Origin of the sequence: Burkholderia sp. HMSC10F09 (assembly GCF_001806955.1) — a bacterium.
Lineage (GTDB): Bacteria > Pseudomonadota > Gammaproteobacteria > Burkholderiales > Burkholderiaceae > Burkholderia > Burkholderia multivorans.
The window spans coordinates 18,963-41,181 of the sequence record NZ_KV786726.1 but is presented as its reverse complement, the minus strand read 5'-3'; the positions used below and the strand labels follow the sequence as shown (position 1 = coordinate 41,181).

Annotated in this window: 20 protein-coding genes; 10 read left to right on the top strand and 10 right to left on the bottom strand. The window is 66.1% G+C overall.

What is annotated here, in order from left to right; all coding sequences use genetic code 11:
* The 4 genes from radC to nadB form a co-directional block, all read left to right on the top strand.
* The coding region (gene radC, locus HMPREF3115_RS15260) for a RadC family protein (protein ID WP_256276209.1) at positions 1-658 on the top strand (658 nt) is incomplete at its 5' end.
* Positions 659-896: 238 nt separating this feature from the next.
* Positions 897-1,130: a 50S ribosomal protein L28 gene (gene rpmB, locus HMPREF3115_RS15255; protein WP_004186391.1), complete on the top strand. Its 234-nt coding sequence runs from the start codon at positions 897-899 to the stop codon at positions 1,128-1,130.
* A gap of 17 nt (positions 1,131-1,147) precedes the next feature.
* Complete coding sequence (gene rpmG / locus HMPREF3115_RS15250) at positions 1,148-1,315, top strand: 50S ribosomal protein L33 (RefSeq protein WP_004185395.1); 168 nt, start codon at positions 1,148-1,150, stop codon at positions 1,313-1,315.
* 159 nt (positions 1,316-1,474) lie between these two features.
* The gene (gene nadB, locus HMPREF3115_RS15245) at positions 1,475-3,061 is read left to right on the top strand and encodes an L-aspartate oxidase (protein WP_053296937.1); all 1,587 of its coding nucleotides are present in this window, start codon (positions 1,475-1,477) and stop codon (positions 3,059-3,061) included.
* A gap of 86 nt (positions 3,062-3,147) precedes the next feature.
* On the opposite strand, the gene nadC is transcribed toward nadB, so the two are convergent.
* From nadC to purN, 6 genes are all read right to left on the bottom strand, one after another.
* Positions 3,148-4,029, bottom strand: a complete 882-nt coding sequence (gene nadC, locus HMPREF3115_RS15240) for a carboxylating nicotinate-nucleotide diphosphorylase (protein ID WP_070554984.1) — start codon at positions 4,027-4,029, stop codon at positions 3,148-3,150.
* Positions 4,026-5,162: a quinolinate synthase NadA gene (nadA, locus tag HMPREF3115_RS15235; RefSeq protein WP_070554982.1), complete on the bottom strand. Its 1,137-nt coding sequence runs from the start codon at positions 5,160-5,162 to the stop codon at positions 4,026-4,028. Before nadA ends, nadC begins: the two co-directional genes overlap by 4 nt.
* Positions 5,163-5,365: 203 nt before the next feature.
* Positions 5,366-6,559, bottom strand: coding sequence for a DesA family fatty acid desaturase (locus HMPREF3115_RS15230; RefSeq protein ID WP_006398540.1), 1,194 nt, complete (start codon positions 6,557-6,559; stop codon positions 5,366-5,368).
* Between the two features lie 197 nt (positions 6,560-6,756).
* Positions 6,757-8,145 (bottom strand): mechanosensitive ion channel family protein, encoded by a 1,389-nt coding sequence (locus tag HMPREF3115_RS15225; protein ID WP_070554981.1) that lies wholly within the window; start codon positions 8,143-8,145, stop codon positions 6,757-6,759.
* 18 nt (positions 8,146-8,163) lie between these two features.
* Complete coding sequence (locus HMPREF3115_RS15220) at positions 8,164-9,429, bottom strand: RsmB/NOP family class I SAM-dependent RNA methyltransferase (protein WP_069220503.1); 1,266 nt, start codon at positions 9,427-9,429, stop codon at positions 8,164-8,166.
* On the bottom strand, positions 9,426-10,088 hold the full coding sequence (purN, locus tag HMPREF3115_RS15215) for a phosphoribosylglycinamide formyltransferase (protein WP_070554979.1): 663 nt from the start codon (positions 10,086-10,088) through the stop codon (positions 9,426-9,428). The genes HMPREF3115_RS15220 and purN overlap by 4 nt, the downstream gene beginning before the upstream one ends.
* A gap of 121 nt (positions 10,089-10,209) precedes the next feature.
* Here purN and HMPREF3115_RS15210 point away from each other — a divergent pair, with 121 nt between their 5' ends.
* The 5 genes from HMPREF3115_RS15210 (at position 10,210) to dut (ending at position 16,424) form a co-directional block, all read left to right on the top strand.
* Positions 10,210-11,202, top strand: coding sequence for a bifunctional riboflavin kinase/FAD synthetase (locus tag HMPREF3115_RS15210; RefSeq protein WP_006405882.1), 993 nt, complete (start codon positions 10,210-10,212; stop codon positions 11,200-11,202).
* Between the two features lie 101 nt (positions 11,203-11,303).
* The gene (gene ileS, locus HMPREF3115_RS15205) at positions 11,304-14,141 is read left to right on the top strand and encodes an isoleucine--tRNA ligase (protein ID WP_006410968.1); all 2,838 of its coding nucleotides are present in this window, start codon (positions 11,304-11,306) and stop codon (positions 14,139-14,141) included.
* A gap of 2 nt (positions 14,142-14,143) precedes the next feature.
* On the top strand, positions 14,144-14,644 hold the full coding sequence (gene lspA / locus HMPREF3115_RS15200; protein WP_006398534.1) for a signal peptidase II: 501 nt from the start codon (positions 14,144-14,146) through the stop codon (positions 14,642-14,644).
* A 68-nt stretch (positions 14,645-14,712) separates the two neighbouring features.
* Positions 14,713-15,924, top strand: a complete 1,212-nt coding sequence (coaBC, locus tag HMPREF3115_RS15195; protein ID WP_070554978.1) for a bifunctional phosphopantothenoylcysteine decarboxylase/phosphopantothenate--cysteine ligase CoaBC — start codon at positions 14,713-14,715, stop codon at positions 15,922-15,924.
* Positions 15,925-15,977: 53 nt separating this feature from the next.
* A complete protein-coding gene (gene dut, locus HMPREF3115_RS15190; protein ID WP_006410973.1) occupies positions 15,978-16,424 on the top strand; it encodes a dUTP diphosphatase in 447 nt (148 codons plus the stop codon).
* A gap of 70 nt (positions 16,425-16,494) precedes the next feature.
* Here the strand turns inward: dut and HMPREF3115_RS15185 are convergent, their stop codons facing one another.
* The 4 genes from HMPREF3115_RS15185 to clpS all read right to left on the bottom strand — a co-directional run bounded on the left by HMPREF3115_RS15185 (position 16,495) and on the right by clpS (position 21,473).
* Positions 16,495-17,265 (bottom strand): COG4705 family protein, encoded by a 771-nt coding sequence (locus tag HMPREF3115_RS15185; RefSeq protein WP_059940199.1) that lies wholly within the window; start codon positions 17,263-17,265, stop codon positions 16,495-16,497.
* A 114-nt stretch (positions 17,266-17,379) separates the two neighbouring features.
* On the bottom strand, positions 17,380-18,759 hold the full coding sequence (locus HMPREF3115_RS15180; protein WP_070554976.1) for an amino acid permease: 1,380 nt from the start codon (positions 18,757-18,759) through the stop codon (positions 17,380-17,382).
* A 102-nt stretch (positions 18,760-18,861) separates the two neighbouring features.
* The gene (gene clpA, locus HMPREF3115_RS15175) at positions 18,862-21,162 is read right to left on the bottom strand and encodes an ATP-dependent Clp protease ATP-binding subunit ClpA (protein WP_006398530.1); all 2,301 of its coding nucleotides are present in this window, start codon (positions 21,160-21,162) and stop codon (positions 18,862-18,864) included.
* Positions 21,159-21,473: an ATP-dependent Clp protease adapter ClpS gene (clpS, locus tag HMPREF3115_RS15170; RefSeq protein WP_006398529.1), complete on the bottom strand. Its 315-nt coding sequence runs from the start codon at positions 21,471-21,473 to the stop codon at positions 21,159-21,161. The genes clpA and clpS overlap by 4 nt, the downstream gene beginning before the upstream one ends.
* A 542-nt stretch (positions 21,474-22,015) precedes the next feature.
* Between clpS and HMPREF3115_RS15165 the strand changes: the two genes are divergently transcribed.
* A complete protein-coding gene (locus HMPREF3115_RS15165; protein ID WP_004196460.1) occupies positions 22,016-22,219 on the top strand; it encodes a cold-shock protein in 204 nt (67 codons plus the stop codon).

Here is a 22,219-nt window from a genome sequence, read left to right as displayed (position 1 = left end):
CTGGCGGGCGAATTTGCCGCGCGAACGGCTGCTCGAGCGCGGGCCGGCCGCGCTGACCGACGACGAGCTCGTCGCGCTCCTGCTCGGCTCCGGCGTGCGCGGGCACAGCGTGTTCGCGAGCGCCCGCGCGCTGCTGGTGCGGTTCGGTTCGCTGCGCGGGCTGCTCGACGCGACGCCGGCCGATTTCGGCGCATGTCCGGGCATCGGGCCGGCGCGCGCGGCGCTGCTCGGCGCGATCACCGAGCTCTCGCGCCGCGCGCTCGCGGAAAAGGCGCTGCTGCGCCGGCCGATCGACTCGCCGGCCGCCGTCGACGACTATCTTCGGCTGAAGATCGGCACGCGGCCGTACGAAGTCTTCGTCACGCTGTATCTGGATGCCCGGCACGGGCTCATCGACATGGAGGAAAATGCGCGCGGCTCGCTGACGCGCATGGCCGTCTATCCGCGCGAGATCGTGCGCAGCGCGATGCGGCTGAACGCGGCCGCGCTGATCGTCGCACACAATCATCCGTCGGGCGCGGTGCAGCCGAGTGCCGAAGATCGGCGGCTTACGCGCATGTTGCGCGACGCGCTCGCGCTGGTCGACGTGCGGCTGCTCGACCACGTCGTCGTCGGCAAGGCCGACACATTCTCGTTCGCGCGCGCCGGTTGGCTGTAGACTGTGGCGCGGCGCCCCTTCGCGGAGCGCCGCAACGGCGATGCGAAATTAGGTTTGATTTTCCTGATATTTTTCTGCTAGAATCGCCGTCTGTCTTTTTTCCAACCAGTTCTAGCCATCGAAGGGCCTTGTCTGCAAGGGCTTGTGCGTTCGGAGTGCGGCCATGGATCACGTGGCGGCGCGATGAGAACCTTCACCGGCGATCGAACCCCGAATTTAGCGTATTAGGAGTGCTCTCATGGCACGCGTATGCCAAGTAACTGGGAAAGCGCCGATGAGCGGCAACAACGTTTCCCACGCGAACAACAAGACCAAGCGCCGCTTCCTGCCGAACCTGCAAAACCGCCGGTTCTGGGTGGAAAGCGAAAACCGTTGGGTGCGCCTGCGCGTTTCGAACGCCGGCCTGCGCCTGATCGACAAGAACGGCATCGATTCCGTGCTCGCTGACCTGCGCGCACGCGGCGAAGCCTAAGCCCAAGGAGCACAATCATGGCAAAAGGCGCACGCGACAAGATCAAGCTCGAGTCGACCGCTGGTACGGGTCACTTCTACACGACCACGAAGAACAAGCGCAACATGCCGGAAAAGATGGAGATCATGAAGTTCGATCCCGTCGCCCGCAAGCATGTGGCATACAAGGAAACGAAGATCAAGTAATCTCCGCTTCCTGCAGCCTGTTGACACGAAAAGCCCCGCTCATGCGGGGCTTTTTGTTTTGCGCGTACGCAGCTTCGTCCGACGCGGTATGCTCTCCCCTTTCCCGCGGCGCGGCCGCCGGAACGCACGAGCCTCACAGCACAACGATGGAGATGCAGCATGAAATTCGACGTGGCGATCGTCGGCAGCGGCCTGGCAGGGCTGTCGGTCGCACTCAACCTGGCCAGCACGCGACGCGTCGCGCTGATCGCGAAGCGTTCGATGATGGAAGGCGCGAGCGATAATGCACAAGGCGGCATCGCCGCTGTCCTCGATTCGGCGGACAGCATCGAAAACCACGTCGACGATACGCTCGTCGCAGGCGGCGGCCTGTGCGACGAAGCTGCGACGCGCTACATCGTCGAGCACGGCCGCGAGGCGATTGAATGGCTGATCTCGCAGGGCGTGCCGTTCACGAAGGACGACGCGGCCGAACTCGGCTTTCACCTGACGCGCGAAGGCGGCCACAGTCATCGCCGAATCATCCACGCGGCCGACGCGACCGGTCATGCGGTGCTCGCGACGCTGTCGGAGCGCGCGCGCCGGCATCCGAACATCACGTTCTTCGAAAACCATCACGCAATCGACCTGATCACGTCGGACCGGCTCGGCCTGCCCGGCCGCCGCTGTCACGGCCTGTACGCGCTCGACGTCGAGCACGACCGCACGATCACGATCGAGGCGCCGCACACGGTGCTCGCGACGGGCGGCGCCGGCAAGGTCTACCTGTACACGACCAACCCCGACACCGCGACCGGCGACGGCATCGCGATGGCGTGGCGCGCGGGCTGCCGCGTCGCGAACATGGAATTCATCCAGTTCCATCCGACCTGCCTGTTCCATCCGTACGCGAAATCGTTCCTGATCTCCGAGGCCGTGCGCGGCGAAGGCGGCCTGCTGAAGCTGCCGGACGGCACGCGCTTCATGCCCGCGCACGATCCGCGCGCGGAGCTCGCGCCGCGTGACATCGTCGCGCGCGCGATCGACTTCGAGATCAAGAAGCGCGGGATCGACTGCGTCTATCTCGACATCAGCCACCAGCCCGAAGCGTTCCTGCGCGAGCATTTCCCGACGATCCACGCGCGCTGCCTCGAATTCGGCATCGACATCGCGAAGGAGCCGATCCCGGTCGTGCCGGCCGCGCACTACACGTGCGGCGGCGTCGTGACCGACCTTGCCGGACGCACCGATCTGGCCGGCCTGTATGCGGTCGGCGAAACGTCGTACACGGGCCTGCACGGCGCGAACCGGCTCGCCAGCAATTCGCTGCTCGAATGCCTCGTGATCGGCCGTGCGGCGGCCGGGGCGATCGAAGCGGCCGGCTTCGACGTCGAAGCGACGGGTCCGTTGCCCGCATGGGACGAGAGCCGCGTGTCCGATGCCGACGAAGAAGTCGTCGTCGCGCACAACTGGGACGAGCTGCGCCGGCTGATGTGGAACTACGTCGGCATCGTGCGTACCGACAAACGCCTCGAGCGCGCGAAGCATCGGCTGTCGCTGCTGCGTGACGAAATCCACGAGTACTACGCGAACTTCCGTGTGACGCGCGATCTGCTCGAACTGCGCAATCTCGTCGACGTCGCGACGCTGATCGTGAAGAGTGCGCAGTCGCGCCGCGAAAGCCGCGGGCTGCACTACAGCCGCGACTGGCCGAACACGCTGCCGAAGGCGCTGCCGAGCGTGCTGCAGCCGCGTTCGCGTCGCTGAGCGAGGCACGCGTCGACCGGAAAGAGAAAGGCCGCCGGCGCATACGCACCGGCGGCCTTTTCATTGCGTTGCCGCGCGTCGCGCGATCAGGCGACGATGCGCATCGAATAATCGGTCGCGCGCACGTCCTTCGTCAGCGCGCCGATCGAGATGCGGTCGACGCCGGTTTCGGCGAACGTGCGCACCGTGTCGAAATTGACGCCGCCCGAGACTTCGAGCACCGCCTTGCCGGCCGCTACGCGCACCGCTTCGCGCATCATGTCGAGCGTGAAGTTGTCGAGCAGCACCGACTGCGCGCCGTGCGCGAGCGCCGTGTCGAGCTGCGCGAGCGTCTCGACCTCGATCTGCACGGGCACGCCCGCGTTCAGCGCGAATGCCGCATCGAGCGCCTCGCCGACGCCGCCTGCGGCCGCAATGTGGTTTTCCTTGATCAGAATGCCGTCGTACAGCGCAAGACGCTGGTTCTCGCCGCCGCCGACGCGCACCGCGTATTTCTGCGCGAGCCGCAGCCCCGGCAAGGTCTTGCGCGTATCGAGAATCTTCGCGCGCGTGCCCTCGATGCGATCGACGTAGCGGCGCGTCGCCGTTGCGACACCCGAGAGCAGCTGCAGGAAATTCAGCGCATTGCGCTCGGCGGTCAGCAGCGCGCGCGCCGGCCCTTGGAGTTCGCAGACGATCGAGTCGGCCGTCATCCGGTCGCCTTCGCGGTAGCGCCACTGCACGGCGATCGACGGATCGATCTGCGCGACCACCGCGTCGAACCACGGCACGCCGCACAGCACGGCCTCCTCGCGCACGATGATGCGCGCACGACGCCGCTCGTCGGCCGGCACGAGCCGCCCGGTCTGATCGCCGGGGCCGACGTCTTCGGCAATTGCGTCGGCGACGTTGCGCGCGATCGCGTCGTCGAAGGCCGCGCCGTATTGCGCGCGGATCGCGTCGTAAAGCGGAGAAACGGCGCTCGTCATGCCGCCCCCACGTTCGCAAACAGTGGCTGGTCGCGCTGCAGATCGCCGCTCGCCTGCACGCGCTTCTTGTGCGCGGCCGCGAACGCGAGCATGCGGTCGATCGGCAGACGCGCGCGTTCGCCGATCGCCGGATCGACGAAGATTTCGTTGTGGCCGCGTTCGAGCACGTCGGCGAGATTCGCGAGGCCGTTCATCGCCATCCACGGGCAATGCGCGCAGCTCTTGCAGGTCCCGCTGTTGCCGGCCGTCGGTGCGGCGATGAAGGTCTTGCCGGGCGCCGCGAGCTGCATCTTGTGCAGGATGCCGAGATCGGTCGCGACGATGAAACGCGTCGCGTCGAACTTCACGGCCGCGTCGATCAGCTGCGTGGTCGAGCCGACGACGTCGGCCTGCGCGACGACGCTCTCCGGCGATTCCGGATGCACGAGCACCTTCGCGTCCGGATATTCGGCGCGCAGCAGGTCGAGCTCGATGCCCTTGAATTCGTCGTGAACGAGACAGGAGCCCTGCCACATCAGCATGTCCGCGCCGGTTTTCTTCTGAATATAGCTGCCGAGATGGCGATCCGGCGCCCAGATGATCTTCTCGCCGCGCGCGTGCAGATCGGCGACGATCTCGAGACCGATCGAGGATGTGACCATCCAGTCCGCGCGCGCCTTCACGGCTGCGCTCGTGTTCGCGTAGACGACGACGGTGCGATCGGGATGCGCATCGCAGAACGCGGAGAACTCGTCGACGGGGCAACCGAGATCGAGCGAACAGGTCGCGTCGAGATCGGGCATCAGGATGCGCTTGTGCGGGCTCAGGATCTTGGCCGTTTCGCCCATGAAGCGCACGCCGGCGACGACGAGCGTCTGCGCATCGTGATCGCGGCCGAAGCGCGCCATCTCGAGCGAATCGGCGACGCAGCCGCCGGTTTCGTCGGCCAGCTCCTGCAATTCGGCGTCGACATAGTAATGCGCGACGAGCACGGCCTTTTCACGCACGAGCAACGCCTTGATGCGCGCTTTGAGCGCCGCACGCTCCTCCGCGGACGGCGTCTCGGGCACCTTCGCCCACGCCTGCCCGACGCCGCACGTGGCGCCTGCCGCGAGCGGCCGATCGTATTCGACGGACTTGATCGTCGATTGCATCTCACAGTCTCCTGTCGGCCGCCGCACGCGCCTGCGCATGCCGCGACCCCATGCTTCGCACCGGCCGGCGTGCGCGCGCCGCGCGTGCCGGCCCCAAACACCATTCAGCGTCGCCCATCGCGACCGCGAAAACCGGCGGCCGAAATGAAAAAACCCCGCCAGCGCGGGGTTTGTGACGTCCTGAGATTCTAATCGATTTCGAATCAGGCGTAGCGGCGCAGGCGCATCGCAAATTCCTGCAATGCCTTGATGCCGCTTTGTTCGGCGCGATGACACCAATCTTGCAATTGTGCGAGAAGCTGTTCGCGCGACGCGGTCGAACGATCCCAGATCGCGGCCAGATCCTGGCGCAGCTGGAAATACGTGTGCAGCTTCTGGCTGTTCGCGAAGATCTCGGGCAGCAGCTTCTTCTGCGGCTCGTCGAGCCCGTCGGCGTCCTTATGGAACCACTTGCGCGCACCGCGCATCAGCTGATACTTCTCGCCGCCGAGCGCCTTCAGATGGGCAAGCTCCTGACGATACGCACGCTTCACGGCCTTGCCGTAACGCGCCATCACTTCGTAGCGGTTCGACAGCACGGCTTGCAGCGTTTCCTGGTCGAGCACCGTCTTCGGCTTGTTCAGGCGCGGCGTCGGTGCGACCTTCTTCACCTTCGCGAGGCCGAACGCCGACATGATGCGGATATACATCCAGCCGATGTCGAATTCGTACCACTTGTTCGACAGCTTCGCGGACGTCGCGAACGTGTGGTGATTGTTGTGCAGCTCTTCGCCGCCGATCACGATGCCCCACGGAAAGAGGTTCGTGCTCGCGTCGGCCGAATTGAAGTTGCGATAGCCCCAGAAGTGGCCGAAACCGTTGACGACACCGGCCGCCCAGAACGGAATCCAGACCATCTGCACGGCCCACACGGTGAGGCCGATCACGCCGAACAGCGCGACGTCGATCACCATCATCAGGCTCACGCCGAGGATCGGGTATTTCGAATAGACGTTGCGCTCGATCCAGTCGTTCGGCGTGCCGTGACTGTACTTGCGCAGCGTCTCTTCGTTCTTCGCTTCCGCGCGATAGAGCTCCGCGCCTTCGAGGAACACCTTCCAGATCCCGCGCGTCTGCGGGCTGTGCGGATCCTCCTCGGTTTCGCACTTCGCGTGGTGCTTGCGGTGGATCGCCGCCCACTGGCCGGTGAGCATGCCGGTCGTCATCCACAGCCAGGCGCGGAAGAAGTGGCTGGCGATCGGGTGCAGCTCCAGCGCGCGGTGCGCCTGGCAGCGGTGCAGATAGACCGTCACGCCGATGATCGTGACGTGCGTGACGGCCAGCGCGAACAGCGCGACCTGCCACCACGAAAAACGCAGAAGCCCGTGAGAAAGAAAATCGAGCAGGGAATTCAGCAAGGCAGTTACCTGTGGTGAGTGCGACGCCGGCAACGGGCCGACGTCATAAAAATGAAAGCATACCGCGAATAGACCGAAATTTTACTTCACCCGTTCCAAGTCTTTGTAAAAAATGAATATTTTCTTGTCGAGAAGCAACGGGAACGGTCCACGAACGGACGCCGCGCCCGCCGCGCTCCCGTTTCGGCCGCTGCACGTCACGCGGCCGGCTGCTGCGCGCTCGACGCGGGCGCCGCGTCGGCCGCACGGCCGTCCGCGGGAGGCTCGTTGGCCGCCCGCACCGTGCCGCCCAGCGCGTCGGGCAGCCCGATCACGCGCACCTCGCGCTGCGGGTACGGAATCGAGATCCCGTGCTCATGAAACAGCCGCCAGATGTTCCGGTTCACGTTCGAGCGCACGCTGCCGGTGCCCGTCGCCGCGTCCGCGATCCAGAAGCCGAGCTCCAGGTCGATCCCGTCGGCGCCGAAGCCGACGAGATACGGCGTGGGCGCCGGCTCGTCGAGCACGCGCGGCACGCCGCGCGCGGCCTCGGCAAGCAACGCGAGTGCCTGCTCGACGTCGTTCGTGTACGCGACCTGCACCGCGAGCTTCGCATAGCCGCGCGTCAGGTACGACGACTGGTTCTGCACGACGTCGGTGATCAGCTTCTCGTTCGGAATCAGCGTCTCGTTGCCGTCGAGGCCGCGTACGACCGTGTAGCGCGTGCGGATCTGCGTGACGACGCCCTGCAGCCCGCCGACGCTGATCGCGTCGCCGAGCCGCAGCGAGCGGTCCAGCAGGATGATGAAGCCCGACACGTAGTTGCTCGCGATCTTCTGCAACCCGAAGCCGAGGCCGACGCCGACCGCGCCGCCGAACACGCCGAGCACCGTGACATCGATGCCGACCAGCGACAGCCCGATCAGCACCGCCGCGAACACGAGCAGCGCGCGGCCGACGCGCGAGAGCACGACGCGCAGGTTCGCATCGAGCGTGCTCGCGCGCGCGAGCCGGTCCTCGAGCACCGAGCCGAGCCACATCGCGACCATCAGCGTCACGCAGACCCACAGCGCGCCGGAGATCAGCGACAGCAGCGTCAGGTGCGCGTTCGCGACGCGGAACTGCACGCTGTCGAGCCATTCGAGCACGTCGCGCTGGATGCCGAGCACGGTCAGCACCATCGCGGCCCACACGATCACCGACACGAGCTTCTCGACGATCGAGAGCCACGCATGCGAGTGGCCGTCGCGCGCGAACACGCGCCGCGCGAAGAAAAACAGCACGTAGATGAGCCCGATGCCGAACAGCGGCACCAGCGCGAGCGACAACAGCGATGTCGACATGAACGGCTCGAACGCCAGCTGCGCGGCCAGCACGAACAGCCCGCCGAACAGCGGAAAGAGCGCGCGTTTCAGGCTTTGCGCGCCCGCGCCCGGCAGGCGGCCGGCCGCCCGCCGGCGTGCGTCGATCCGGCCGTGCATGAAGCGCGCGGCGACCCAGGCAAACGCAAGCGCGCCGACGAGAATCGCTGCCTGCCAGATCATGACCGGCTCGTTGAAGTCGCGGATCACCGACGCAAGCCGGTGCGACAGCAGTCGGTTCTCCATCGTCCGTGCCCTGCTGCGTTACTGCGCCGCGCGCCGCTCGAGCACCGCCGCGAAGAAGCCGTCGGTCGCGTGGCGGTGCGGCCACAGCGAGAGGTAGTCGCCCGTCTCGAGCTCGATGCGCTGATCTGCCAGCACCTTCTGCGCCGGCACGAGCACGAAGTCCGGATGATCGGCGAGGAACTGCTCGACGATGCGCTCGTTCTCGGCGTCGAGCACGCTGCAGGTCGCGTAGACGAGGCGGCCGCCCTTCTTCACGAGGCGCGCCGCGCTCGCGAGGATCGACGCCTGCTTCGGCGTGAGCTCGTCGACCGACGTGCGCGTCTGGCGCCACTTCAGGTCGGGATTGCGGCGCAGCGTGCCGAGACCGCTGCACGGCGCGTCGACGAGCACGCGGTCGATCTTGCCGGCGAGCCGCTTGATCTTCGCGTCGTGCTCGCTGTCGATCAGCACCGGGTTCACGTTCGACAGCCCGCTGCGCGCCAGGCGCGGCTTGAGCTTCGCGAGACGCTTCTCCGACACGTCGAACGCATACAGCCGGCCGGTCGAGCGCATCATCGCGCCGAGCGCGAGCGTCTTGCCGCCGGCGCCCGCGCAGAAGTCGACGACCATCTCGCCGCGGCGCGGCGCGACGAGCGAGCACAGCAGCTGGCTGCCCTCGTCCTGCACCTCGATCTGCCCTTCCTCGAAGAGCTTCAGGCGCGTGAGCGCCGGCTTGCCGACCACGCGCACGCCGTGCGGCGCGAACGGCGTCTCGCCCGCGTCGATGCCGTTCGCGCGCAGCGCGTCGATCACCTGCTCGCGCGTGGCCTTCAGCACGTTCGCGCGCAGATCGAGCGGCGCGGGATAATTCAGCGCGGCCGCGAGCTGCGCGAGCTCCTCGGCATCGAAGCGCGTGGACAGCGCCTGCTGGATCCAGTCCGGCAGGTTCGTGCGGATGCGCAACGGCAGGCTCGCCGGATCGATCTTCGATACATGCTCGAGCCACGCCGCCTCGGCGGGCGACACGAACGGCTTTAGCGCGTTGCGGCCCATCGTCTGCATCAGGCCGAGCAGCGTCAGGCGTCGCGCGGGGCTGCCCGTGCCGCTCTCGGCCAGATGCGCGAACTCCATCTTGCGGCGCAGTACCGCGAACACGGCTTCGGCGATCACGCCGCGCTCCGCGTGGCCGAGCTTCGGATGCGCGCGGAAAAAGCGGCTCGTCGTCGCGTCGGCGGGACCGGCAAATTTCAGCACTTCGGCCAGCAGCGTCTCGGTCTGGCCGATCAGGAATCCGTGCAGCTTCATACACCCTCGCTCGTTTCGGTTTGCGGTTGATCCGCGAAAATCCAGCGCGCCTCCTCGGGCGCGACGACCGCACGGTCGCCTTCGAGGCGCAGGCGCCCTTCGACGAACCAGCGCACCGCCCGCGGATACAGCACGTGCTCGACCGCCAGCACGCGCTGCGCGAGCGCCGCGGCGTCGTCCCCCGCGCGCACCGGCACCGCGCCCTGCGCGACGATCGCGCCGCTGTCGAGTTCCGGAATGACGAAATGGACCGTCGCACCGTGCAGCGCGACGCCCGCGTCGAGCGCCTGCTGGTGCGTGCGGATGCCCTTGAAGCTCGGCAGCAGCGACGGATGAATGTTCAGCAGCCGGCCCTCATATCGTCTGACGAATTCGGGCGTCAGGATGCGCATGAAGCCGGCGAGCACGACGAGATCGGGCGCGAAGCGGTCGATCTCGGCGGCGAGCGCCGCATCGAAGCTGTCGCGGCCGTCGAACGACCGATGGTCGACCACCGCGGTCGCAATGCCGTGCGATGCGGCAAAGGCGAGGCCGGCCGCGTCGGGCCGGTTGGCGATCACGGCGGCGACCTCGGCCGGCCAGCGTTCGTGCGCGCATGCGCGGACGATGGCCTCCATGTTGCTGCCGCGACCGGAAATCAGGATCACGAGTTTTTTCATCCGCGAATTTTACCATTCGGCCCCGCGTTTCCCGCCTCCTGAGCCGCCGCGCCGCCCGAACGTTTATAATCTTCTGCTTTGCGGCATCCCACCGCCCATCCCCGACGCTGCATCCGCTATCGTGAAAGTCTTCCGCGGCCTGCCCAACGCCGAGAGCCGCGCGCCTTGCGCGCTGACGATCGGCAACTTCGACGGTGTCCATCGCGGGCATCAGGCCCTGCTCGCGCGCGTGCGCGCGGCAGCGGACGCGCGCGGCCTGCCCGTGTGCGTGATGACGTTCGAGCCGCATCCGCGCGAATTCTTCAACCCGGCCGGCGCGCCGCCGCGCATCGCGATGCTGCGCGACAAGCTCGAGGCGCTGCGCGAGCACGGCGTCGATCGCGTGGTGGTCGAGCATTTCAATCACACGTTCGCGAGCCAGTCGCCGCAGGCGTTCGTCGAACGCACGCTGGTCAACGGGCTGCATACGCGCTGGATGATGGTCGGCGACGATTTCTGCTACGGCGCGAAGCGCGCGGGCACCTTCGACACGCTGAAGGCGGCCGGCGAGCAGTACGGCTTCGAAGTCGAGCAGATGGGCACGATCGCCGGCAGCGACGGCACGCGCATCTCGAGCTCCGGCGTGCGCACCGCGCTGGCCGCGGGCGATCTCGAGGCGGCCGCGAGCGCGCTCGGCCACAGCTATGCGATCAGCGGCCACGTCGCACACGGGCTCAAGCTCGGCCGCGACCTCGGCTTCCCGACGCTGAACCTGCCGATCGCGCACAAGCGCCCTGCGCTGTCGGGCATCTTCGTCGTGCAGGTGCACGGCCTCGGCCCCGCACCGCTGCCCGGCGTCGCGAGCCTCGGCCTGCGGCCGACCGTCGACGATTCCGGCCGCGTGCTGCTCGAGGTGCACCTGCTCGACTGGCACGGCGACGCATACGGCAAGCTCGTGCGCGTCGAATTCCTGAAAAAGCTGCGCGACGAGGCGAAATTCGACGATCTCGAGGCGCTGTCCCGCGCGATCGCGCAGGACGTCGCGAACGCGCGCGCGTACTTCATCGAGCGCGACCGTGCGCCGGGCAGCCGCGCGACCGGCTTCTCGACGTCGGCGACCGACCGAATTAGCTGATCCGGCCGGCGGCGCATAGCGCGCCGCACCCTCGCGCCGCGCTGCGCGCGCGCCCGATTCACGACGCACGTGCGTCCCCCGATTTAGATAGCGATCCCATCATGAGCAACAAGAAAGCCGATTCGAAACCGCAGGCCAAGTATCCGGTCAACCTGCTCGACACGCCGTTCCCGATGCGCGGCGATCTGCCCAAGCGCGAGCCGCAGTGGGTCAAGGAGTGGGAGGAGCGCGGCGTCTACGAGAAGATCCGCGCGGCCAGCAAGGGCCGGCCGAAGTTCATCCTGCACGACGGCCCGCCGTATGCGAACGGCGACATCCACCTCGGTCACGCGGTCAACAAGATCCTGAAGGACATCGTCGTGAAGTCGCGCAACATGGCCGGCTTCGATGCGCCCTACGTGCCGGGCTGGGACTGCCACGGGATGCCGATCGAAATCCAGATCGAGAAGCAGTTCGGCAAGTCGCTGCCGGCCGCCGAAGTGATGAGCAAGGCGCGTGCGTACGCGACCGAGCAGATCGAGAAGCAGAAGGCCGGCTTCAAGCGCCTCGGCGTGCTCGGCGACTGGGCCGATCCCTACAAGACGATGAACTTCGTGAATGAAGCGGAAGAAATCCGTGCGCTCGGCAAGATCATCGAGAAGGGTTACGTCTATCGCGGGCTGAAGCCCGTGAACTGGTGCTTCGACTGCGGCTCGGCGCTCGCTGAAGCGGAAGTCGAGTACAAGGACCGCACCGATCCGACGATCGACGTGATGTTCCCGTTCGCCGAACCGGAAAAGACTGCGCAGGCGTTCGGGCTGCCCGCGCTGCCGCGCGCCGAAGGCGGCATCGTGATCTGGACCACGACGCCGTGGACGATCCCCGCGAACCAGGCGCTGAACCTGCATCCCGAAATCGTCTACGCGCTCGTCGATACCGAGCGCGGGCTGCTGATCGTCGCCGAAGAGCGCGTCGCCGCGTGCATGGAAGAGTTCAAGCTGACCGGCCGCGTCGTCGCGACCGCGCCGGGCGTGAAGCTCGTGAACCTGCGTTTCCACCATCCGCTCGCGTCGGCCCACCCCGGCTACAAGCGCACGGCGCCCGTCTATCTGGGCGACTACGTGACGACCGACACCGGCACCGGCGTCGTGCACTCGTCGCCCGCGTACGGCGTCGAAGACTTCATCTCCTGCAAGACGCACGGCATGACCGACTCCGACATCATCAATCCGGTGATGGGCGACGGCCGCTACATCGAATCGCTGCCGCTGTTCGGCGGGCTGTCGATCTGGGATGCGAATCCGAAGGTCGTCGACGCGCTGCGCGACGCGGGCACGCTGCTGCGCAGCGAGAAGTACACGCACAGCTACATGCACTGCTGGCGCCACAAGACGCCGATCATCTACCGCGCGACGTCGCAATGGTTCGCCGGGATGGACGTCACGCCGCGCGAAGGCGGCAAGACGCTGCGCGAGACCGCGCTCGAAGGCGTCGAAGCCACGGCGTTCTATCCGTCGTGGGGCAAGCAGCGCCTCTTCAGCATGATCGCGAACCGGCCGGACTGGACGCTGTCGCGTCAGCGCCAGTGGGGCGTGCCGATGGCGTTCTTCGTGCACAAGGAAACCGGCGAGCTGCATCCGCGCACGCTCGAGCTGCTCGAGGAAGTCGCGAAGCGTGTCGAAAAGTCGGGCATCGAGGCGTGGCAAACGCTCGATCCGCGCGAGCTGATCGGCGACGACGCGAACCTGTACGAAAAGAACCGCGACACGCTCGACGTGTGGTTCGACTCGGGCACAACGCACTGGCACGTGCTGCGCGGCTCGCACAAGGATCAGCTGCAGTTCCCGGCCGACCTCTACCTCGAAGGCTCGGACCAGCATCGCGGCTGGTTCCATTCGTCGCTGCTGACCGCGTCGATGCTCGACGGCCGCGCGCCGTACAAGGGGCTGCTGACGCACGGCTTCACGGTCGACGGCGAAGGCCGCAAGATGAGCAAGTCGCTCGGCAACGGCGTCGATCCGCATGAAGTCGCGAATCGCCTCGGCGCGGAAATCATCCGCCTGTGGATCGCATCGACCGACTACTCGGGCGAGCTCGCGATCTCCGAGGAAATCCTGAAGCGCGTGACGGAAGGCTATCGCCGGATTCGCAACACGCTGCGCTTCCTGCTCGCGAACCTGTCCGACTTCGACTACGCGCAGCATGCGGTGCCGGTCGACGAGTGGCTCGAGATCGACCGCTATGCCGTCGCGTTCTCGGCGCAGCTGCAGACCGAACTGCTCGCGTACTACGAAAAGTACGAGTTCCACCCGGTCGTCGCGAAGCTGCAGACGTACTGCTCGGAAGACCTCGGCGGCTTCTATCTCGACGTGCTGAAGGACCGCCTGTACACGAGCGCGCCCGACTCGCGCGCGCGCCGCTCCGCACAGACGGCGCTGTACCACCTGACGCAGGGCCTGCTGCGCGTGCTCGCCCCGTTCCTGTCGTTTACGGCCGAGGAAGCGTGGAAGGTGTTCCAGCCGGCGAGCGACACGATCTTCACCGAAACGTATTACGCGTATCCGGACGTCGCCAACGCCGATGCGCTGATCGACAAGTGGTCGCTGCTGCGCGACGTGCGCGGCAACGTGACGAAGGCACTCGAGGAAGCGCGCACCGCGAACCGCATCGGCTCGTCGCTGCAGGCCGAAGTGACGGTGCACGCGAGCGGCGCGCGTTACGACGCGCTCGCGAGCCTCGGCGACGATCTGAAGTTCGTGCTGATCACGTCGGCCGCGACGGTCGTCAAGGTCGACGACGAAGCGCAGGAAGGCGTCGACGTGGCCGCGTCGAAGTATCAGAAGTGCGAACGCTGCTGGCACTATCGTGAAGACGTCGGCGCGCACGCCGATCATCCGACGCTGTGCGGCCGCTGCTTCTCGAACCTGTTTGAAAACGGCGAAATCCGGAGCGCTGCGTAAATATGGCGAAAACCCTGTCGAAACCGGCCAGCGGCGCACTCGCGCCGTGGCTGGGCATTTCGCTGATCGTGATCCTGTTCGACCAGCTGTCGAAAATCGCGATCCTGAAGACGTTTGCCTACGGCGCGCAGCATGCGCTGACGTCGTTCTTCAACCTCGTGCTCGTCTACAACCGCGGCGCCGCGTTCGGCTTCCTGTCGACCGCGAGCGGCTGGCAGCGCTGGGCGTTCACCGCGCTCGGCGTCGGCGCGACGCTCGTGATCTGCTTCCTGCTGAAGCGCCACGGCCACCAGCGGCTGTTCAGCCTGTCGCTCGCGCTGATCCTCGGCGGCGCGCTCGGCAACGTGATCGATCGGCTCGTGTACGGCCACGTGATCGACTTCCTCGATTTCCATCTCGGCGGCTGGCACTTTCCGGCATTCAACCTTGCCGACTCCGCGATCACGATCGGCGCCGTGCTGCTGATCTACGACGAACTGCGTCGCGTGCGCGGGGCGCGCTAAGCGCGCATACTCTGCGTCGACGGCCGGCGTGCGTGCCGGCCGTCTCGTTCGACCCTTGGAGGTTTGAGTTGGCACACGCGGAACTCGCAGGAAAACACCTCGTTCTCGGCCTGACCGGCGGCATCGCCTGCTACAAGATCGCCGAGCTGACCCGGCTGCTCACGAAAGCCGGAGCGACCGTGCAGGTCGCGATGACGGAAGCCGCCACGCAGTTCATCACGCCCGTCACGATGCAGGCGCTGTCCGGCCGTCCCGTCTACACGAGCCAGTGGGATGCGCGCATCGACAACAACATGGCGCACATCGACCTGTCGCGCGAGGCCGACGCAATCGTGATCGCGCCGGCGTCGACCGATTTCCTCGCGAAGCTCGCACATGGCTTCGCGGACGATCTGCTGTCGACGCTCTGCGTCGCGCGCGACTGTCCGCTGCTCGTCGTGCCCGCGATGAACCGGCAGATGTGGCAGAACCCGGCTACGCAGCGCAACGTCGCACAACTGCGCGCCGACGGCGTGTCGGTGCTCGGCCCCGACTCCGGCGCGCAGGCGTGCGGCGAAGTCGGCGACGGCCGCATGCTCGAACCCGAAGCGATCTACGAAGCGATCGTCTCGCACTTCCGGCCGAAGCGGCTCGCGCATCGGCGCGTGCTGATCACGGCCGGCCCGACCTTCGAACCGCTCGATCCGGTGCGCGGCCTCACGAACCGCTCGAGCGGCAAGATGGGTTTCGCGCTCGCGCGCGCCGCGCAGCAGGCAGGCGCCGAAGTCCATCTCGTCGCCGGCCCGGTCGCGCTCGACACGCCGTGGGGCGTGTACCGCGAGGACGTCCAGACTGCGCAGCAGATGTACGACGCGGTGATGAACGCGATCAACGATGCCGACATCTTCATCGCGGTTGCCGCGGTGGCCGACTGGCGCGTCGCGCAGCCGGCCGAGCACAAGATGAAGAAGACGGCCGACCGTAAGATGCCGCCGCTCGAATTCGTCGAGAATCCCGACATCCTCGCGTCGGTCGCGGCGCTGCCCGATCCGCCGTTCTGCGTCGGCTTCGCGGCCGAAAGCGGCGACCTCGACGTGCACGGCGACGAAAAGCGCAAGCGCAAGAACGTGCCGCTGCTGGTCGGCAATCTCGGCCCGCTGACGTTCGGCCGCGACGACAACGAAGTCGTGCTGTTCGACGAAAGCGGCCTCACGCGGCTGCCGCGCGCGCCGAAGGAGGAGCTCGCGCACGTGATCGTCGACGAAATCGCGAAGCGCCTGCCGGACAACAGCCTGATCTGAACTCGCGCGCGGCGGCACGCGCCGCCGCGCCCTTCCCGACCGATTCGAACCGCATGAAACTCGACCTGAAAATTCTCGACGCGCGTATGCGCGACTACCTGCCCGCCTACGCAACCGCCGGCAGCGCGGGCCTGGATCTGCGCGCGTGCCTCGACGCGCCGCTGACGCTGAAACCGGGCGACACGGCGCTCGTGCCGACGGGCCTCGCGATCCATCTGGCCGACCCCGGCTACGCGGCGCTGATCCTGCCGCGCTCGGGCCTCGGCCACAAGCACGGGATCGTGCTCGGCAATCTGGTCGGGCTGATCGATTCCGACTACCAGGGCCAGCTGATGGTATCGACCTGGAACCGCGGGCAAACGGAATTCGTGCTGAACCCGTTCGAGCGCCTCGCGCAGCTCGTGATCGTGCCGGTCGTGCAGGCGCAGTTCAACATCGTCGACGACTTCGCGCAAAGCGAACGCGGCGCGGGCGGCTTCGGCAGCACCGGCCGTCACTGAACGGTGCGTCGGATGTGCAAAAAAGGGGCCGCAGGCCTTTTTTTGTCGATCGGCGCTCGCGCGCCCCGCATCAGTCCTGGACGCGCTGCGCGATCCGCGCGGCCGTCAGGTCGCGCTGCCGCTGCTGCGCGAGCATCGCGTAGACGACCATCGCGACGAGCACGCCGAGCAGCACCGCCGACGATCCAACCGTGCCGAGTGCGAGCCCGCCCTTGGCGGTCGGCTTCGTCAGCAAGTCGCCGACCGTCGCACCGAACGGCCGCGTGAGCACGAACGCGCCCCAGAACAGCAGCACGCCGGAGATTCGCGTGAAATAGTGCGCGACGACGATCGCCGCGAGCAGGCCGCCGATCAGCAGCGCGCCGCCGCCGAAGCCGAGGCCGGAGCTGTCCGCGAGGAAGTCGCCGAGCGCGGTGCCCAGCGTGTTCGAGAACAGGATCGCGATCCAGTACAGCATCTCGACCTTGCGCGTGCGGATCCGGTCGACCGACAGCGATTCGCCGCTCAGCCGCCAGATCGCGAAGATCGACAGCAGGATCGCGACGAGAATCGACGTGCCGAGCGCGTAGCCGAGCCCGAGCGTGCGGTCCATGAAGTCGGACATCGTCGTGCCGGCCGTGCTGGTCGCGACGATCACCGCCCAGTAGACCGCCGGCCGATAGCGCGTGGTGCGCAGCTGCGCGCCGAGCGTAACGACGAAGAAACCGAACAGCAGGATCGAGCTCACTGCATAGCCGACGTTCAGCGTCATCGACAGCAGGTCGCCGCCGGTTTCGCCGAGCGTCGTCGCGCAGATCTTCATGATCCAGAACGCAAGCGTGATTTCGGGAAGTTTGTTCATTCGAGCCCTTTTGCAGGAAAGCGGCGAACCGGGCGAGCCGGAACGCGTTGCAGACAGGATCGAATGTAGCCGCCGCCAGCTTAACGCAACCTTAGCGAGCGGCCGCGCGGGAACTCAGCGTGCGTGCTGATGCCGGTAATGCAGCGCGTAAGCAAGCGTCAGCAGCACGACGAACACGACGCCGACCACCATCGTCATCCGGAATTCGCGCGTAAAAGCGGTCGTCAGCAGGATCGCCGCGACGAGCCCCGCGCCGAGCAGGCTGCCGAACGGATGCGCCCACATCCGGAAGGCGAGCGCAGGACCACGATATTTCGAACGAAAACGCAGATGCGTGACGAAGATCATCAGCCACGTGAACAGCGCGCCGAACATCGCGATCGCCATCATCACGGTAAACGCCGTATCGGGCGACAGCGCGACCAGCACGGCCGCGACCGCGACGCCGCTCGTCGAGATCCACAGCGCCGCGCGCGGCACGCCGTTCGCGCCGAGCCGGCCGAACACCGCGGGCGCGAGACGTGCGCGCGACAGGCTGAACATCATCCGCGTCGTCACGTACAGCTGGCTGTTCATCGCCGATAGCGCCGCGATCAGCAGCACGAAGTTGATCACGCCGGCCGCGTACGGCACGTGCGTCGCGGCCATCACCTTCACGAACGGGCTCTCGTCGGTGCCGGCCTGCGTCCACGGGACGATCGCGAGCATCAGCGACAGCGTCAGCAGATAGAACAGCACGAGGCGAAACACGGTCGAGCGGAACGCGCGCGTGACCGCGTGCTGCGGATCGCGCGCTTCGCCGGCCGCGATCGCGACCGCCTCGATGCTCATGTAGCTGAAGATCGCCACGATCACCGCGACCCAGGTCCCCCACGGGCCCTTCGGCATGAAACCGGCGTGCGCGGTGTAGTTCGCGAAGCCGATGCCGGATGCGGGCGGCGCGGACCACACCAGATACGCGCCGAGCACGATGAAGACGACGATCGCCGCGATCTTCAGCAGCGAGAACGCATATTCGACCGATCCGTACAGCGTGACGCTCGCGAGATTCACCGCAATCAGCAGCGCGGAGAAGCCGATGACCCAGTACCAGCCCGGCACGGCCGGAAACCAGTACTTCATGAACACGGCGATCGCGCTGATCTCCGTGCCGATCGCGAATACGACCGCGAACCAGTACGCGTAACGGACCAGAAAGCCGGCGAGCGGGCCGACGTAATGTTCGGCATACGCGCCGAACGAGCCGGCCGTCGGATGCGCGACCGTCATTTCGGCCAGCGCGCCCATCAGCAGCAATGCGATCAGCGCGCCGACCGCATAGGACACGAGCACGCTCGGGCCGGCGAGCCCGATCGCGAAACCGCTGCCGAGAAAGAGTCCCGTGCCGATCGCGCCGCCGATCGCGATCATCGCCATCTGCCCCGACGTCAGCGCGTGGCGCAGCCCCTGTTCGCGCTCGACGATGTTGTCGAACGACTGCTGTTGTCGTGTCACTGCGTTGCCACTCCCTGCCCTACGAACGCGCCGCCGGCGCCGGATAAAACGAAACGGCGCGGAGGACTTCCCGCGCCGTTCGGATGAACCCGCAATTATCGCTTATTCGACTTCGACCGTCTCTTCGTTCGGCTTGTGCGGCGGATTCGGCAGCTTGTCGAACGAGAGCTGCACCTTGTCGTTTTCGTCGACGTCGACCGTCACGCGGCCGCCGTTCACCAGCTTGCCGAACAGCAGCTCGTCGGCCAGCGCACGACGGATCGTGTCCTGGATCAACCGCTGCATCGGCCGCGCACCCATCAGCGGATCGAAGCCGTGCTTCGCCAGATGCTTGCGCAATGCGTCGGTGAACAGCGCGTCGACCTTCTTCTCGTGCAGCTGTTCCTCGAGCTGGATCAGGAACTTGTCGACCACGCGCATGATGATTTCCTCATCGAGCGCACGGAAGCTGATGATCGCATCGAGACGATTGCGGAACTCCGGCGTGAACAGACGCTTGATGTCGGCCATCTCGTCGCCGGTCTCGCGACGCGTCGTGAAGCCGATCGTCGCCTTCTGCATCGACTCGGCGCCCGCGTTCGTCGTCATGATGATGATGACGTTGCGGAAATCCGCCTTGCGACCGTTGTTGTCCGTCAGCGTGCCGTGGTCCATCACCTGCAGCAGCACGTTGAAGATGTCCGGATGCGCCTTCTCGATTTCGTCGAGCAGCAGCACGCAGTGCGGCTTCTTCGTGACGGCTTCGGTCAGCAGACCGCCCTGATCGAATCCGACGTAGCCCGGCGGCGCGCCGATCAGCCGGCTCACCGCATGACGCTCCATGTACTCGGACATGTCGAAGCGGATCAGCTCGATGCCGAGCGTGAACGCGAGCTGACGCGCGACCTCGGTCTTGCCGACGCCCGTCGGGCCCGAGAACAGGAACGCGCCGATCGGCTTGTCCATCTTGCCGAGGCCCGCGCGCGCCATCTTGATCGACGCCGCGAGTGCGTCGATCGCCGGATCCTGACCGAACACGACGCTCTTCAGATCGCGATCGAGCGTCTGCAGCTTGCTGCGGTCGTCCTGCGACACGCTCTGCGCCGGCACGCGGGCGATCTTCGAAATGATTTCCTCGATCTCGCTCTTGCCGATCGTCTTCTTCTGCTTCGACTTCGGCAGGATGCGCTGCGCGGCACCCGCTTCGTCGATCACGTCGATCGCCTTGTCGGGCAGATGACGGTCGGTGATGAAGCGCGCCGACAGTTCGGCGGCGGCCGACAACGCGCCCGACGAATACTTGACGCCGTGATGCTCCTCGAAGCGCGACTTCAGCCCGCGCAGGATCGCGACCGTCTGCTCGACGGTCGGCTCCGTCACGTCGACCTTCTGGAAGCGCCGCGACAGCGCTGCATCCTTCTCGAAGATCCCGCGATATTCGGTGAACGTCGTCGCGCCGATGCACTTGAGCGTGCCCGACGACAGCGCCGGCTTCAGCAGGTTCGACGCATCCAGCGTGCCGCCCGACGCGGCGCCCGCGCCGATCAGCGTGTGGATCTCGTCGATGAAGAGGATCGCGTGCGGACGCTCCTTCAGTTCCTTCAGCACCGTCTTCAGACGCTGCTCGAAATCGCCGCGATACTTGGTGCCCGCGAGCAGCGCACCCATGTCGAGCGAGTAGACCTGCGCATTCGCGAGGATGTCGGGCACTTCGCCGCGCGTGATGCGGTACGCGAGCCCTTCCGCGATCGCGGTCTTGCCGACGCCGGCCTCGCCGACGAGCAGCGGATTGTTCTTGCGACGGCGGCACAGCACCTGCACGACGCGCTCGACCTCGGGCTCGCGCCCGATCAGCGGATCGATGCGGCCGTCCTTCGCCATCTGGTTCAGGTTCTGCGTGAACTGCGCGAGCGGCGTTTCCTTCTGCGCGTTCGCGTCGTCGCTTTCCGCGCTCGGATCGCCCGACTTCGCGGCCTCGCCGCTGTTGGTCTTCGCGATGCCGTGCGAGATGAAGTTCACGACGTCCAGACGCGTGACGCCCTGCTGCTGCAGGTAGTAGACGGCATGCGAATCCTTCTCGCCGAAGATCGCGACCAGCACGTTCGCGCCGGTCACTTCCTTCTTGCCGTTCGACGTCGACTGGACGTGCATGATCGCGCGCTGAATCACGCGCTGAAAGCCGAGCGTCGGCTGGGTATCGACGTCGTCGGTACCGGGGACGGTAGGCGTGTTGTCGTGGATGAAATTGCGCAGGTTCTGACGCAGATCCTCGATGTTGGCCGCGCACGCGCGCAACACCTCGGCTGCCGTCGGATTATCCAGCAGGGCGAGCAGCAGGTGCTCGACCGTAATGAACTCATGGCGCGCCTGGCGTGCTTCCATGAACGCCATGTGCAGGCTGACTTCCAATTCCTGGGCAATCATGCTTCCTCCATCACGCACTGCAGCGGATGCCCGGCCTGCCGCGCATGGGTAACGACTTGCTCAACTTTGGTCGACGCGATGTCCCGCGTATAGACCCCACAAACCCCTCGCCCTTCGCGATGGACCTTCAGCATGATCTGCGTGGCCGTCTCGCGATCCTTCTTGAAATACTCCTGCACGACCATCACGACGAATTCCATCGGCGTGAAGTCGTCGTTCAGCAACACCACCTTGTACATCGAAGGTGGCTTCAGCTTCTGTTGCTTGCGTTCCAGGACCGTGCTGTCCTGCTTGTCCGGGATAATCGCCATACACCCATTCTAAACAACTCGGACAGGCCCGCAATCCTGCCATTACCCGACCGACCGGCCGGCGCCCTCCCCGGTATCCCGGAAACACGCGATCGTCTTCGCGCCATGCGAAAGCCGGCTGCGGTGCCGGCTTTCACGCGTGGCGCGGAACGCGAATCGTCGCCGGGTGTCGCGCCGGAACGTCGTGTTCGCATCCAGTATCCCACAAGCCGGGACGACTCGAACGCGTGTCACTCGAGCCTGGTATATGAGCCGATTATGCGACTTTTCAAGTTGTCGCGCTTGCCGCCGTGCTGCGAAGCAAAGCCGGAAAAACCCTGAAAATGGGTTCTTTACAACGTCCCCCTAACCGTCTAAAAATTTCCTTGACACTCAAATAAAGAGCGCCAACAATCAAGCTGGCACTTTTTTCAAATTGCCTGCGGGCGAAATGAAAGAGGCCGAGGTGAGCTTGTGAGGGGGGAACGGCTGCAGTTTTCCGGTCGTTTAGCTTTTCGAGCGTGCTCGTGGTAAGTAGCGACTGTGTGACAGGGGAAGTAGGTATGGCAACTGGTATTGTCAAATGGTTCAACGACGCAAAGGGCTTCGGTTTCATCACTCCCGACGAGGGCGGTGAAGACCTGTTCGCGCACTTCTCGGCGATCAACATGCAGGGTTTCAAGACCCTGAAGGAAGGCCAGAAGGTGAGCTTCGAAGTCGTCCAAGGACCGAAGGGCAAGCAAGCTTCGAATATCCAGGCCGCCTGA